This is a genomic window from Serinicoccus sp. CUA-874 (genome assembly GCF_001942225.1).
In the GTDB taxonomy this organism is placed as follows: domain Bacteria; phylum Actinomycetota; class Actinomycetes; order Actinomycetales; family Dermatophilaceae; genus Ornithinicoccus; species Ornithinicoccus marinus.
In genome coordinates this window covers 1-13,359 of the sequence record NZ_MKJZ01000016.1, presented here as the reverse complement: position 1 = coordinate 13,359, position 13,359 = coordinate 1, and the positions used below count along the sequence as shown (strand labels likewise).

At 69.6% G+C, this 13,359-nt stretch carries 16 protein-coding genes and 1 pseudogene; 6 read left to right on the top strand and 11 right to left on the bottom strand.

Going from position 1 to position 13,359, the window contains the following annotated elements:
* Window positions 1-81: 81 nt before the first annotated feature.
* Window positions 82-786, bottom strand: a pseudogene (locus BJF80_RS06590) (IS256 family transposase); the annotation flags it as partial.
* Window positions 787-1,269: 483 nt separating this feature from the next.
* Here BJF80_RS06590 and BJF80_RS06585 point away from each other — a divergent pair.
* The 5 genes from BJF80_RS06585 to BJF80_RS06570 all read left to right on the top strand — a co-directional run bounded on the left by BJF80_RS06585 (window position 1,270) and on the right by BJF80_RS06570 (window position 4,810).
* A complete protein-coding gene (locus BJF80_RS06585) occupies window positions 1,270-1,812 on the top strand; it encodes a DDE-type integrase/transposase/recombinase (RefSeq protein WP_158068489.1) in 543 nt (180 codons plus the stop codon).
* Window positions 1,813-1,817: 5 nt separating this feature from the next.
* Window positions 1,818-2,408, top strand: a complete 591-nt coding sequence (locus tag BJF80_RS19215) for a site-specific integrase (RefSeq protein WP_202817159.1) — start codon at window positions 1,818-1,820, stop codon at window positions 2,406-2,408.
* Entirely contained in the window at window positions 2,309-2,791 is a 483-nt protein-coding gene (locus BJF80_RS19210) for a tyrosine-type recombinase/integrase (RefSeq protein ID WP_321166354.1), read from the top strand. Before BJF80_RS19215 ends, BJF80_RS19210 begins: the two co-directional genes overlap by 100 nt.
* A gap of 97 nt (window positions 2,792-2,888) precedes the next feature.
* The gene (locus BJF80_RS06575) at window positions 2,889-4,616 is read left to right on the top strand and encodes a tyrosine-type recombinase/integrase (RefSeq protein WP_075812398.1); all 1,728 of its coding nucleotides are present in this window, start codon (window positions 2,889-2,891) and stop codon (window positions 4,614-4,616) included.
* Window positions 4,613-4,810, top strand: coding sequence for a hypothetical protein (locus tag BJF80_RS06570; protein WP_075812396.1), 198 nt, complete (start codon window positions 4,613-4,615; stop codon window positions 4,808-4,810). Before BJF80_RS06575 ends, BJF80_RS06570 begins: the two co-directional genes overlap by 4 nt.
* Window positions 4,811-5,193: 383 nt before the next feature.
* On the opposite strand, the gene BJF80_RS19205 is transcribed toward BJF80_RS06570, so the two are convergent.
* From BJF80_RS19205 to BJF80_RS06525, 10 genes are all read right to left on the bottom strand, one after another.
* Window positions 5,194-5,631: a cytochrome c biogenesis CcdA family protein gene (locus BJF80_RS19205; protein ID WP_202817157.1), complete on the bottom strand. Its 438-nt coding sequence runs from the start codon at window positions 5,629-5,631 to the stop codon at window positions 5,194-5,196.
* Window positions 5,622-5,936 (bottom strand): cytochrome c biogenesis CcdA family protein, encoded by a 315-nt coding sequence (locus BJF80_RS20715; RefSeq protein WP_202817156.1) that lies wholly within the window; start codon window positions 5,934-5,936, stop codon window positions 5,622-5,624. Before BJF80_RS20715 ends, BJF80_RS19205 begins: the two co-directional genes overlap by 10 nt.
* A 110-nt stretch (window positions 5,937-6,046) precedes the next feature.
* On the bottom strand, window positions 6,047-6,538 hold the full coding sequence (locus tag BJF80_RS06560; protein ID WP_202817155.1) for a TlpA family protein disulfide reductase: 492 nt from the start codon (window positions 6,536-6,538) through the stop codon (window positions 6,047-6,049).
* Window positions 6,539-6,782: 244 nt separating this feature from the next.
* Window positions 6,783-7,193: a tetratricopeptide repeat protein gene (locus BJF80_RS18770; RefSeq protein ID WP_075812392.1), complete on the bottom strand. Its 411-nt coding sequence runs from the start codon at window positions 7,191-7,193 to the stop codon at window positions 6,783-6,785.
* A gap of 418 nt (window positions 7,194-7,611) precedes the next feature.
* Window positions 7,612-8,085 carry a cytochrome c-type biogenesis protein gene (locus tag BJF80_RS06550; protein WP_075812390.1) on the bottom strand — a complete coding sequence of 158 codons (474 nt, stop codon included), beginning with the start codon at window positions 8,083-8,085 and terminating at the stop codon, window positions 7,612-7,614.
* A complete protein-coding gene (locus BJF80_RS06545) occupies window positions 8,078-10,033 on the bottom strand; it encodes a heme lyase CcmF/NrfE family subunit (RefSeq protein WP_075812388.1) in 1,956 nt (651 codons plus the stop codon). The genes BJF80_RS06550 and BJF80_RS06545 overlap by 8 nt, the downstream gene beginning before the upstream one ends.
* A 29-nt stretch (window positions 10,034-10,062) precedes the next feature.
* Complete coding sequence (locus BJF80_RS06540; RefSeq protein ID WP_075812386.1) at window positions 10,063-10,476, bottom strand: cytochrome c maturation protein CcmE; 414 nt, start codon at window positions 10,474-10,476, stop codon at window positions 10,063-10,065.
* Window positions 10,477-10,591: 115 nt separating this feature from the next.
* Window positions 10,592-11,326 carry a cytochrome c biogenesis protein CcsA gene (gene ccsA / locus BJF80_RS06535; RefSeq protein WP_075812384.1) on the bottom strand — a complete coding sequence of 245 codons (735 nt, stop codon included), beginning with the start codon at window positions 11,324-11,326 and terminating at the stop codon, window positions 10,592-10,594.
* On the bottom strand, window positions 11,323-12,000 hold the full coding sequence (locus BJF80_RS06530) for a heme exporter protein CcmB (protein ID WP_075812382.1): 678 nt from the start codon (window positions 11,998-12,000) through the stop codon (window positions 11,323-11,325). The genes ccsA and BJF80_RS06530 overlap by 4 nt, the downstream gene beginning before the upstream one ends.
* Window positions 11,997-12,716, bottom strand: coding sequence for an ABC transporter ATP-binding protein (locus BJF80_RS06525; protein WP_075812380.1), 720 nt, complete (start codon window positions 12,714-12,716; stop codon window positions 11,997-11,999). Before BJF80_RS06525 ends, BJF80_RS06530 begins: the two co-directional genes overlap by 4 nt.
* A gap of 296 nt (window positions 12,717-13,012) precedes the next feature.
* Between BJF80_RS06525 and BJF80_RS17625 the strand changes: the two genes are divergently transcribed.
* Complete coding sequence (locus BJF80_RS17625) at window positions 13,013-13,357, top strand: helix-turn-helix domain-containing protein (protein ID WP_187344346.1); 345 nt, start codon at window positions 13,013-13,015, stop codon at window positions 13,355-13,357.
* Window positions 13,358-13,359: the final 2 nt, after the last annotated feature.

Here is a 13,359-nt window from a genome sequence, read left to right as displayed (position 1 = left end):
GGACCTCGAAGGCAACGCGTCTGCATAGGTCCTACCCGCGGCGGCGCAGACAACCAGCCAGACCATCTGGCCACCCCTAGGGTGCACAGACGAGGTCTGGACCATCGCTCGCGGCCAGGTGGCCTCGATGGCCTCGGGGAAGCCGGTCAGACCGTCGCAGCAGACGATGAGGACGTCCTTGACGCCTCGGTTGGCCAGCTGGGCGCACACGCCGGCCCAGAACTTCGCGCCCTCGTTGGCCTGGACCCAGATGCCCAGGACGTGCTTGACGCCGTCCATGTCGACACCGATCGCGATGTGCGCGGCGCGGTTGGTCACGTGCGCGCCGTCGCGGACCTTGACCACGAGCGCGTCGAGGTAGATCACCGGGTAGAACGCCTCCAGCGGGCGGGACTGCCAGGTCTTGACCTCCTCGAGCACGGCGTCGGTGACGTTGCTGATCGTCTGGTGGGACAGCTCGGTGCCCAGCGTCGCGGCGAGGTGGTGCTGGATGTCGCGGACCGTCATCCCGCCGGCGTACAGGGAGATGATCATGTCCTCCAGCCCGCCCAGGCGCCGGGCGCCCTTGGGCACCAGCGCCGAGGCGAACGTGGAGCTGCGGTCCCGCGGCTGGTCCAGGCGGATGTCGCCGATCTCGGTGGACACCGTCTTCGGGGTCGTGCCGTTGCGGGAGTTGCCCGAGCCTCGCCCGGCCGGGTCGTGCCTGGCGTACCCGAGGTGGTCGGTCAGCTCGGCCGACATGCCCCGCTCCAGGACCGTCTTGATCATCTCCGGCAGGAACCCGCCGGACCTGCGCATCGTGCCCGAGCAGCTCTTCACCGTGGTGCACACGACATCGCGCGATCGTTCCCGCAGGACAAACCGGTCCAGCAGCTGCCCGTCGATGTCGTCGACCTCGGCGCCCACCTCCTCCATCCACAGGCTCAGGCGGGCGAGCAGGTTCACGACCCCGGCCGCCGTGGCAGGCGTGTATCCCTGCCTGTCCAGCCACCGTTGGCACTCCTCCAGCACCGTCGGCGCCAAGGGACCCGCCGGCACCCGCGGAATCCGGTCCGCGGACGGCCGGGCCGGCGGCGATCTCTTCGTCACTGACCTCACCTCCAGACACTTGGTGCCTGGAAGCCTGACCCCCTACGACGCGACTATGCCGACCCTTCTACCCTCAGCAGTCCCGCTGACCCGCCCCATCACCGCAGCCGTCGGCATAGTCCGCACGTCGGCGTAGGACTTCACCCACTTCACCGCGGCGCCGGCCGGTGCGTGGTCGCGGTGCTGGACGTCATCTCCCGGTACTGGCTGTCCACCGTGGTCAGCGCCGAGGAGACCTCCACCCAGGTCGAGCTCGCGTTCACCCGTGCCCTGATCGCCGACGGAAAGGAGCACCTGCTCGAGGGCGACCTGCTGGAAGAGCTCTCCCACGGGGTGGTCCCCGACAACGACGACCGCGTCCCGGTGCTGCTGGCCGTCTCCGACAACGGGCCGCAGATGACCTCCAAGGCCACCGCGGTGTTCATGGCCGGCGCCCGGATCGCTCAGCACTTCGGCCGCCCGGCCACCCCCAACGACCAAGCCTGGATCGAGTCGTTCTTCGGCCACCTCAAGCCCGAGCTGCCACACCTGAGCAAGATCACCGACCCCGGCGAGCTGGAAGCCGAGCTGGAGGCCGCCCGCACCCAGTCACGATATGCGGGTGATCTCGGCGTGTCGGACAAGGCTGTCGCCGGGGGTAAGCGGATCCTCGGTTCAGGAGGCCTTTCGTGTTCGATCCTTGCCTGGTCCAGAGTCCTCGTGCCGAGGGCGACGGCAGGGTGATCTCGTTGGGGCACGGGCTGCTTGACGATTACCTCGCGCTGGTCGCTGCGCGTGCCCGGCCGAACACGGTGCTGGCCACTGCCTATGACTTGAAGGTGTTCTTCTCGATCATCGACAAGGACCCGGTCGAGGTCGACACCGCTGACGTTTTGGCGTTCATCAAGGCGCAGCGGGAACCTCGGCGGGGCGCGAAGGTGGTGCGGATCGAGGACGGCGAGGCAGGTCTGTCGGCTCGGACGATCAAACGTCGACTGGCGACGATCGCCGGGCTCTATGAATACCTGATCATCCGCGACGACGCGGGCGTGACCCGCAACCCAGTGCCTCGTGGTCTGGCGGTACGTCGTCCCGGCCAGCGAGCGGTCCGCGGGGTGCCGCTGATCCGGACGCCGCGGACCCTACCCCGGGTGCTCGATCCGGATCAGGTCGACATCTTCATGGGGGCGCTGCGCACCCGCCGGGATCGGGCGATGGTCGAGGCGATGCTGCTCGGTGGCTGCGCCGCTGTGAGGTCCTCGGCCTACGGCTGGAGGACGTTCGGCCGGGCGAGCACCGCCTGTTCATCGCCGACGGCAAGGGCGGACACCAGCGACTGATCCCGGTGTCGAAGCGGTTCTTCACCACGCTTGCCGACTACCTCGAGTCCGAGCGCCCTGGCACGTCGAGTACCAGTCACGTGTTCGTGGTGCTGAAGGGCCCCCGTCGCGGGCGGCCGCTCAGCGCGGCTGGGTTGGACGAGATCGTCTCCGGAGCCCGCAAGCGAGCAGGGATCGAACAGCTGACCTGTCACCAGCTCCGGCACACCTGCTTCACCCGGTTGCGCGAGGCCGGGATGGCGCTGGAAGCCATCCAGGCCCAGGCTGGCCACCGCTCGATCGAGTCGACCCGGATCTACCTGCATCTGGCCAACGACTGGCTGGCCGGCGAATACCAGCGCGCGGTCGAGGCGATTGACGCCCAAGGACTCGGTGACCTGTGAGGCCGGCCGCCGTCGCGCTCGGCTCTGAGGATGTCGATCTGATCGCCGCGTACGAGACGGCCATGCAATCCGCTGGCTGAAGACCGGTCGCTCCACCATGCAGGCCGCCCGGTCCTTCTGCGCCAAACTCGAGCGAGCCGGCGGCTGGAACCAGATGAGCCGAGGCCGGCAGCTCGACGCCATCCGAAAGGCCCGCTCGTTCGCCTCCTGGCTGATGGTCACCGGCCAGCTCACCGTCGACGCCGACATCTTCGGCCGGGTCTACCTCCGCCTCGGCACCGCCGCCCGCACGCACTGTCCCGACGCGCACGCCTGGTTCGTCGAGGCGTGCGACCGGATCGGGGTGAGCGAGGCAGATCGCAAGATCCAGTGGAACAGCCTGGCGATGATCACCGCAGTCACCGGCGTCCGGGCCGATCAGGTCGGGGAGGTCGACTTCGCCGCCGCGTCCCAGGCCGTCGTCGATGCATACACGGCGCGTGACAAGCCCGAGTCTGGCCGCAACATGGCATCGGTACTCCACCGGCTCCGTCTCACCCTGTTCCACGCCGGCCGACTCGATCATTACCGCCGCCCGCCGCGGCGCCCACCAGTATCGGTCACCGGCTGGACCGTGGTCGCACCCGGGTTCGCTGACAACGCCCGCCGCTACGTCGAGCAGGTCACCCTGAGCCTGCGGCCGGCGACGGTCAAACACATCGAGCAGCACCTGCGAGTGTTCGGCACTTGGCTCGCCGAGCGACATCCCGAGGTGGGCAGCTGCGCCGACCTCGAGCGGCACCACATCGAGCAGTTCAAGGGCTGGCTGGCCACGCATCCCCGTCCACGCACCGGGAAACCTCTGTGCCGCACCTCGATCAAAGAGCACCTCATCAACCTGCACTGCTTCTTCGACCGGACCGCGGAGTGGGGCTATCCGAATCCGCCGCAACGGCCACTCATCTTCACCGGCGACCTCCCGATCATCGACAAGCCTCTTCCTCGATTCCTCGACGACGCGGCAGCGGCCAAACTGTTGCGCGTTGCCCGGGCCGACACCGACCCGCTCGCACGGCTTGTCACCGAGCTACTCGCTCGCACCGGGGTCCGACGCAGCGAACTGCTCGAACTCACCGTGGACGCCGTTGTCCAAATCGGCTCGGCATTCTGGCTACGAATCCCGGTCGGCAAGCTCCACAACGACCGCTACATCCCGCTGCACCCCCAGCTCAAGGAACTCCTCGACGACTGGGTCAACGCACATCGCCCCACCGACGTCCGGTCGGACCGGCTGCTCATCGAACGCAACCGCCCGCTCACCGGATATCGCGTCGGCCAGATTCTGCGTGACCAGGCCGCAGCCGCCGGCATCGGCCACGTCACCCCCCACCAACTTCGCCACACCCTGGCCACCCAGGCCATCAATCGCGGGATGAGCCTCGACGCCATCGCCGCGCTCCTCGGCCACAAGACCCTCGCCATGACCATGGTCTACGCCCGCATCGCCGACAAGACTGTCGCCGATGAATACTTCGCCGTCACCGAGAAGGTCGAAGCCCTCTACGACCAGCCCCGACAACTACCCGGCGACGACGAGGGCACCGAGATGCGCAAACTCCGCGGCGAGATGCACCGCCGGATGCTCGGCAACGGCTACTGCGCGCGACCCGTGGAGATGGACTGCCACTTCGAGTCGATCTGCGAGAGCTGCACCTTCTTCGTCACCACAATCGAGTTCCGACCAACCCTGCAACGCCAGCGCGAGGACGCCGCCAACAAGGGACAAGTCGCTCGAACCAAGATCTTCGACGGGTTGCTCGACCGGCTCGACCACGACGCCTCATGACGACAGCCCTTGACACCGATCACCCGCATAACTACAACACCGTCCGGCTGCACGAGGGCATCGGCTACGTCACTCCAAAGGACGAGCACCACGGCCGCGGCGAGGCCATCCGCAAGGACCGACGCGACGGCATGGTCGCCGCTCACCAGACCCGGGTTGCCACCCGCCGAGCACTACGCAAGGATCATTCATAACAGCCGCCCCCTGGCTGGGTATTACAAGCCCCCACTGGTGCATTTGCTCAGACACACCTCGCGGCCGATCCGGGCGAGGCGCTCTGGCGTGGGTGACCTTCGAGGAGGACGCGCGCAAGGTTAAGGACCGCCCAGTGCTGGTGGTCGGCCGGGACGGCGACCACCTCATGCCCTGCAGCTGACCGGCCAGGACCATGACCGGGAGCGCAGCAGGAGCCCGCCCACCAGCCTGACCGATATTCGCGGGAGGTGGTCCGGCGCTGATCACGTCGCGGTGATGTTTCGATGACGGGCCGTGACCGCGCACGAGGGACCGCTGGCCAGGAACGCTTCCTCAGATGCGCGATCACGAGGCGGCCCGGCGGCCGGCCGCGTCACGCACACTAGATCGGCGGCCACCCGAAGCGGGCGTAGAAGGCCAGGAACCGGCTCATGAGCACGGTCCAGCTGCCCGTGGCCATCGCCAGGCCGGTCACGATGAGCAGGACCCCACCGGCCAGCTCGATCCGGCGGCTGTTACGTGCGAGCCAGTCCGGTCGCCGCTTGCCGCGGGCCATGCCGGCAGCCAGTGCCAGGAACGGCAGGCCGAGGCCCAGGCTGTAGACGACGAGCAACGCCGCCCCGCGGCCCAACGTCCCCGTGCCGGCCGCCGTGGCGAGGATCGCCGTCAGCACGGGACCGACGCAGGGCGTCCACCCGAAGGCGAACGCGGCACCCAGGGGCAGGGCGCTGGCCGGGCCGCGGTTGAACCGAGAGACGTCGACGGCGAAGCGGCGCTGCAGCAGCGGCACGCGGATCAGGCCGACCATCGTCAGCCCCATGAATACGACGAAGCTCCGCCGCCGACGTTGATGACCTGTCGGTTCTGCACCAGCAGTAGTCCCAGGGCAGACGCGGTGATCCCGAGCACCGTGAAGACGAGGGTGAACCCGATCACGAAGAGGACCGAACCGGTCATGACCCGGGTGCGCACCCGGGTGGCGACCGTTCCACCGGCTGACGGGGCCGGCCCGCGAAGCCCGGAGACGTAGGACACGTAACCCGGCAGCATGGGAAGGCAGCACGGCGAGGTGAAGGACACCACACCGGCGACCAGCGCCAACGACATCAGGGCGTAGAGTTCCAAACCTGCCAACCTCCAACCGATCCAGGCCGCAGTGACACCCTACCGCCCGTCCCTCGTAGTCCGGGACCACGCCGGCTCTCGCCTCCCTGACGCTTCTGACACGGATGCTCTCAGCCACCGGGCTCGCGCTGCACGGGTCCGTTGACCACCTCGCCTGGCGACCTGCCGGCGAGCACCTGGTCGAGCGTGCTCGCCAGCAGCGGGAAGTTCGAGGCGCCCATGATCTTTGCCACGATGGTACCCTCGCGGTCGATCACGAAAGTCTCCGGAACCCCGTAGACGCCGAAGTCGACGGCTCCTCGGGACCCCGTGTCGACCACGTACTCGTAACGCTCGCCCCGGCCGAGCTCGTCGAGGAACGCCACCGCGGTGGCCTTCTGGTCCTGGTAGTTGACCCCGACGAAGGTGACACCAGCATCGGCGTAGGCATCGGCGGCCGCGACCAGCTCGGGGTGCTCCGCACGACAGGGGACGCACCACGACGCCCAGAAGTTGACGACGACGACCCTGCCGCGCAGGTCCGCCAGCCGCAGGACGCCGTCCTTCTCCAGGTAGGGCCACTCCACGCTCGCCGCCGGCTGCCCGATCAGGGGGGACCTCACCAACGTCGGGTCTGTGCCGAGTCGCGCGCCCAGCACCGCGCCCACGACCACCACCGCAGCCAGGACGAGGCCACCGATCCACCCCAGCATGCCCCGGCGCGACCGGGTGCGGCCCCCGCGGTGGCGAGAGCCGGGACAACCTCCTCGGCCGATCCGTCCGGCTGCACCGTCGACGGCTCCTGCCCAGGCGGCACAAACACTTCTGGCGCGGGAGCACCCGTGCCATCCGCGATCTTCCGCCCGCTCACTCGCCACCCCCCGCCGCGCGCGCTCGCGCCTCCTGTTGCAGTGCAGCCGCCTGGCTCTGCACCTCCCGCTCCAACGGCAGCTCCTGCATCCGTCGCAGCGCCTCCATGGCGCCGTCGGGGTCGTCCTGGCCGTAGAGCCGGACGTTTGCCTGCAGCCACCACCCGAGGGGCAAGGTGGGGTCCTGCTCCAGGGCCTGGTCGGCGAAGCGGGACGCCTCGACTGTGTCGTCGAGCATGAACAGGATCCAGCCGAGTGACGCGAGCGCTTCGGCGTTGCCCGGCTCGCGCTCGAGCACCTCGCGATAGTGCGGGACGGCATTGTCGAACTCTCCCTGGTCGCGGTAGCGTTCGGCCAGGGCCAGGCGCATGCCGACCACGTCTGGGTTTGCGGCGACGACCTGTTCCATCTCCGCGTCGCTGACCCTGGACAGATCACGCCCGGGCGCGACGAGGTCGGCTGCGGCGCGGAACCGACCTGGGTGACCTCGTTGCCGGTGACGAACCCGCCCTCGGGCCGCTCCTGCAGAGCGGGCGGAAGGACCACAGCGAGCGCCACGAGGGCCACGAACCCTCCGGCGCCGTAGAGGACCGCACGCCACGTGAGCTTGCGCCGGGGCCTGGCACTCTCGACGGTCTCCGTACCGTCCAACAGCGCCAGCGCCTCCGCGGCGGCTCGCTCGTAGCGCCGTCTGAGCTCCGCGGCCGGGCCCGGTGGCACCTCGCCGGCGCGCACCTGCTGCTCCAGCTCGAGCAGGTCGCGCAGCGCCTGGTCGCGCTGCTGCTCCATCCGGGCACGGCTCTGGAGGTCTCGCTGGGCTGAGGTGGTCACGGCTCGTCCTCCTCCTCGACGACGGGGCGCAGTCGGTCGATCTCACGTCGGACACGCTCGCGCTCCTCCTCCGGAAGTGCCGGGACATGCCGGCGCGGCAGGGTTGTCAGAACGACGAGCGCGATCCCGCCACCAGCGGCCGGTAAGAGCCACAGGAGCAGCGTCACGCCGCTCGCCGGCGGTTCGAGCACGACCCAGTCACCGTAGCGGGCCCGGAAATAGTCGAACACCTGCTCGTCGGTACGACCGGCGGCGACCTGCTGCTCAACCTCTTGGCGCATGGCGGCAGCCGTCTCGGACGGGGAGTCCGCGATGGATACGCTCTGGCACGTGGGGCAGCGCAGTCGCTGCTCCAGCTCGTACGCCCGGTCCACAGAAGCCGCCGGGCCGGCCAGCACTCCCCAGGCCACGACGGCTAGAGCTGCCATCAGGAGGACCGGTAGGACGGCTCGCCGCACCGCGTCACGCATGGGGGGAAACCTTGTCGCTCGAACGCGACGGAGTCCCTGGCTCCGGAGTGGTCCGTGCCCGGTCCACGCGCCGTCCGCTCAGCGCCCATATTCCGCCGAGCATCACCAGCGCGCCGGCCGCCCACATCAACCACATGAGCGGATGGATGGACAGATTGATCGACACCGAACCGTCCTCCAGCCTGGTGAGCGACACGTACAGGTCCCCGGAGAGCCCGGTCCAGACCGCCGGCGTCGCAACGGCCTGCGGCTGGTTCCCGAACGCCGTGAGGGCGGGCTCCATCGTCCGCATCACCTCGCCATCGCGGCTGAGCTCCAGGCGGGCGGCCCGCACGGTCCGGTCCGGCAGCTCCCGTTCGACGTCTTGGACGTAGGTGACGGTGTAGCCCGCGAAGGGCACGCTCTCGCCGAGCTCGAGGTCGGCAGATTCTCGCTGGCCCAGGCCGCCCGACGTCGCGATCGCCACCGCGATCAGGGCGACGCCAATGTGGGAGAGCTGTCCGCCCCAGTAGCCGCGGCGTCCGCGAACCAGGCGCCACACCCCGCGCGGCGAACGCCACGGCGCCGTCACGACCAGTTCACGCGCGCTCACCGCGGCAATGGTCACTGCCAGCAGGACCACCGCGACGACGGGCGGGGAGGTGATGCCGGCGAGGACGAGGCCGGCTGCGGACAGGCTGCCCAGCAGCAGCGGCCCGGATACCCGCCGCCAGAGCACCCGGCCGCTCGCCCGTCGGTAAGGCATGAACGGCCCGACCCCCATGGCGAGAAGCAGCGCAAAGGACAGCGGCACCGCCAGCCGGTCGAAGAACGGCCGACCCACCGACACCTGCTGCCCGGTCGCCACCTCCACGAACACCGGGTACAGGGTGCCTAGCAGCACCACGAACGCGTACAGCGACAGCAGCACGTTGTTGACGAGCAAGGCACCCTCCCGGCTGGCCAAGGACTCCGGCCGCCCGCCACCGATCAGGGCCGCCCCGCGCCCGGCGACGAGCCCGAAGGCGGCGACCGTCACGAGCAGGAAGAAGACCAGCAGCACCGGCCCGACCGCGGACTGGGTGAAGGCGTGGACCGAGGCGATGACCGAGGACCGGGTCAGGAACGTGCCGAGCAGCGTCAGAGAGAAGGTCGACACGACCAGGATGAGGTTCCACAGCTGGAGCATGCCGCGCTTGACCTGGACGACCGCGGAGTGGATGAACGCCGTCGCGACCAGCCACGGGATAAGGGCCGCGTTCTCCACCGGGTCCCACGCCCAGTACCCGCCCCAGCCCAGTACCTCGTAGGACCACCACGCACCGAGCACGAGGCCGCCCGTCAGGCCGGTCCAGGCGACGAGGTTGGCCCGGCGGGTGCGCCGCAGCCACTCGACGCCCCCCTGTCCCAGGAGCAGGGCCGAGATCGCGAAGGCGAACGGGACGGTGAAGCCGACGTACCCCACGTACAGCAGCGGCGGGTGGAAGGCCACCATCAGGTGGTTCTGCAGCAGCGGGTTCGCGCCGGGCCCGTCCGACGGCGGGTCGGGCAGGATCTCGAACGGATTGGTCACCGTCGTGACCAGACCGAAGAAGAAGACAGCCACGAGCGCCATCACGCCCAAGGCCCCCGTCCCCAGCCGGTCGGTGGTGCTGGGAATGCCGCGTGCCACCACGGCGATGAAGCCGGCCAGCACGAGCACCCACAGCACGGCACTGCCGTCGAGGGCCGACCAGGCAGCCGTGATCTTGAAGAACAGGGGCGTGGTGCGTGAGCCGGTCTCGGCGACGTAGGAGACCTCGAAGCTGTCCGTGACCAGCGCGCCGATGAGTGCACCCTGCGCGAGCACGCCGCCCGCCAGGACGCAGGCAGCCAGAGCCTGCAACTGGCCCAGCCGCACCGCCCCGGGGCGCCGCTGAGCGCGCAGTGCCCGCCAGGCCAGAACCACGGAACTGGCCAGTCCGAGCATGGCACCCGTCCAGCCTGCAGCTGCCCAGATCAAGGCGCTTCTACCCCCGCCTCGGTCTCCGGAACGCGGTACTCCTCGTCGTGCTTGACGATCATCGTGTCGGAGACGAACGTGGTCTGCCGCCACTCCCCTTCGACGATCACGCCGATGCCTTCCTGGAAGAGCTGGTTGGGCGCACCGGTGTGCTCGACCTGTACAGCGCTCTTGTCGGAGTCCTCCACCACGGTGAACTGCACACCGTCAGCCGTGGGTACGACGCTCCCTGCCTTGACGAGGCCACCGAGACGGAACCGCTCCCCGTCCGAGGCGGCCGCGCGTCCGGTGGACGCCTCTCCCGGCGTGAGGTAATAGACGAGGTTGTCGTTAAGGTTGCCGAAGGTGAGCGCGCCGGCCAGGACGGCGGCCAGCCCAATCCCGGGCACGACGAACACGCGTGTTCTCATCGCAGCTCTTCCAGCCGCCGACCTACACGCGTTGTGCGGGTACGCAGGGTGGCGAGGTACACCGCCATGGATCCGTATGCCACGGCGAAGCCCAGCAAGACCCAGCCCCAGTTAGTCATCTCCTACCCTCCGGGTGGTAGTTCACGGCGGGCGCGGTGACGGCAGACCCGGCCAGCGGCCGCCCGGGTGCCGTGGTGGCCGCGGCCAGCTCGGCCTCCTCATTCGCCAACCGCATGCGCAGCCGCAGGGCCACCACGGAGACAGCGGTGAACGCCACCACGTTCACGAGCAGGGCCGCGAGCATGACGTGGTCGATCGTGGGGTCACCGGGGCGCAGGACGGTCGGCGGCTGGTGCAGGCTCCGCCACCACAGGACGGAGAAGTGCACCACGGGAACCTGGACGAACGCGACGACCCCGAAGATGGCGCTCCGGCGGGCGCGCTGGACTGCGTCGACCGTGGCGCGGCGCAGCGCGAGGTATCCCAGGTAGGCGAAGAACAGCACCGCGGTGGTCACCAAGCGAGGATCCCAGGTCCACCAGACCCCCCAGACCGGCTTGCCCCAGATCGCGCCCAGCACGATGGCCAGCCCGGTGAAGAAGACGCCGACCTCCGCGGCGGAGGCGGCCAGGCGGTCCCACCGGTCCTGACGCCGGCGCAGCCAGCCGACGCTGCCGGCGAGCGTGAGGCCGAAAGAAAGGTACGCCAGCCACGCGGCAGGGACGTGCACGTACATCAACCGCTGCAGATCACCCTGCAGCCGATCCGGCGGCGCCGTCAGGGCGGCCGCCAGCCCCGCGAGCACCAGGACGCCCGTGGCGGCCACGAGATGTCGGTCGATCCGCGTCATTCCGCCTCCTCCAGCGCGGGCGCCGCCAGCACGATGGCGAGCAGCGCGAGCAGGTCAGCCAGGCCCATCAGGAGGAACCATGGCCACGGTGCCCGAGCATACCTGGCCGCCTCGATGACCTGAGTGGCCCCCAGCAGCAGCGGCACAGCGAGCGGCACGACGAGCAGCGGACCGAGCACCGCGCGGCCTGCGGTGCCCGAGGACACCGCCCCGGCCAGGGCGCCCAGAGCCGCCAGCCCGATGGCCACCAGGGGGAGCACGACGAGCATCCACGGCCAGCCGGGGACCCGGGGGTCGTACAGCGCGACCGCGACCGGCGCAAGGACGAGCTGGAACGCAAGCAGCAGCACCGCGTCCGCGACGACCCGGGCTATGGCCCTCGCGGCCGGGTCGACGCCGCACTGCGCAAGCAGCGCCCGCGGGCCTGGTCCGTCCTCGGCGCTATGCCGCACGGTGAGCATCACGCCGAAGAGCAGGACGACAAGCCAGTAGAACCCTGGCCCCACCTGACGCAGGAGCGGGATGTCGGTCCCGACGGCCATCGGCAGCAGCAGCAGCGCCACCGCACCGAACGGGGCGACAACCAACAACGCCTCACCGGTGCGCCGCTCGAGCGCCAAGTGCAGCCCCACCAGCGCCCGCACCTGCTCACCCGTTCCAGCCGGCCCGCTCACGGTGTGGCCACCACGGCGGGGACGGCCGCGCCGTCCACCAGCTCCACCGCCCGGTCAACCAGCGGGCGCAGCTGGTCCCGTTCGTGCGAGACCAGGACGCACGCACCCGACCGGGCCCGCACCCCTTCGGTCAGGACCTGCACCAGGTGCACGCTGTCCCGGTCCAGGCCCGCATGGGCCTCGTCGAGCAGCAACAAGCGCGGCTCGGTCAGGAGCGCCCGGGCCAGGTCCGCGCGGCGCAGCATGCCGTGCGAGCACCGGTCAGCTCGCCGGTGCCTCGCCGCCGCGAGCCCGACCGCCTCCAGCGCGCTCGCCGCATGGGCGTCGTCGCGACCGGTCAGACGTGCCACCAGGCGAAGATTCTCCCCCAGCTCAAGCTGCGGGTACAGCGCGGGCTGGTGGCCGATCAAGGTGATGGAGGTGCGGATCTCGGTGCGGGCGGCCCGCCCTGCGGCCCCGTCGGCACCGATGTCCACACCCAGGACCCGGCACGTTCCCTCGACAGGCCGGAGCAGGCCAGCCAACATCGTCAGCACGGTGCTCTTGCCCGAGCCGTTCGGGCCGATCAGCCCGACCACCTCACCCGCCTGCAGCCGCAGGTCCAGCCCGCGTAGCACCGGGGTGCCGGCGATGGTGGCGTGGACGGACGTCAGGGCCGCCACCGGCTCGTCCTCGGGTCCGGACGCAGGCTCGGTGAGGGCGCACAGCTCTTGCATCGCTTTCCTCCGTGGCATCGACCCGGGGGACGACCGGGTGATCGATCCGGGGACGAACGACATATAGGTCTACCCTGCATGGTAAGCGCCGCGAAGCACGGCCCTGGCCCCGCTGGGGTGAAGAGAACGGTGCGTCGCGCTCCTACGGGTGTCTCGTTACGCGTCTGAGTTCGTGCACCAAGGTCGCGATGTAAAACCCAACCAGGAGGCGGGTAGGTTCACTACCAGTTTGGAGGTTGGAGTCGATGTCAGAATCGAAGCAGCAAGGGCAGTCTGGCAGGTCGCGCAGGCGCCGGTTGGCGCCCTCGGAGAAGTACGAGATCTTCGTCAGCGTGCTGACGGGCCAGGCCACGCAGCGAGAGGCCGCGGAGCAGTTCAAGGTGGACCGTTCCACGGTGGTGCACGTGTGCCGGGTGGCCAAGCAGGGCGCGTTGGACGCGCTGGCGGCCTCGGTACCCGGACGGCGTGCGGCCTCGGGCAAGAGCGCCGAGCAGATTCGCCTGGAGGAGACGGCGGCCGAGATTGAACGGTTGCGGGCCACGGTCCTGAGTTCCGCAGCTAATCAGTTATCTGGGGCATGGCCGGGTGGAAAGGTGCAGGTCAGTGGGTTGGTGGTTGATGACACGAGTCGGATTGCCTAGTG

Excerpts from the sequence above, each read along its gene's own strand:
- BJF80_RS19205 (WP_202817157.1), bottom strand. The coding sequence starts at position 5,631 with ATGGGGCTGACGATGGTCGGCCTGATCCGCGTGCCGCTGCTGCAGCGC.
- BJF80_RS06540 (WP_075812386.1), bottom strand. The coding sequence starts at position 10,476 with ATGAGAACACGCGTGTTCGTCGTGCCCGGGATTGGGCTGGCCGCCGTC.
- BJF80_RS06575 (WP_075812398.1), top strand. The coding sequence starts at position 2,889 with ATGCAGGCCGCCCGGTCCTTCTGCGCCAAACTCGAGCGAGCCGGCGGC.
- ccsA (WP_075812384.1), bottom strand. The coding sequence starts at position 11,326 with ATGACGCGGATCGACCGACATCTCGTGGCCGCCACGGGCGTCCTGGTG.
- BJF80_RS18770 (WP_075812392.1), bottom strand. The coding sequence starts at position 7,193 with ATGGAACAGGTCGTCGCCGCAAACCCAGACGTGGTCGGCATGCGCCTG.
- BJF80_RS06545 (WP_075812388.1), bottom strand. The coding sequence starts at position 10,033 with ATGCTCGGACTGGCCAGTTCCGTGGTTCTGGCCTGGCGGGCACTGCGC.
- BJF80_RS06550 (WP_075812390.1), bottom strand. The coding sequence starts at position 8,085 with ATGCGTGACGCGGTGCGGCGAGCCGTCCTACCGGTCCTCCTGATGGCA.
- BJF80_RS06570 (WP_075812396.1), top strand. The coding sequence starts at position 4,613 with ATGACGACAGCCCTTGACACCGATCACCCGCATAACTACAACACCGTC.
- BJF80_RS06525 (WP_075812380.1), bottom strand. The coding sequence starts at position 12,716 with ATGCAAGAGCTGTGCGCCCTCACCGAGCCTGCGTCCGGACCCGAGGAC.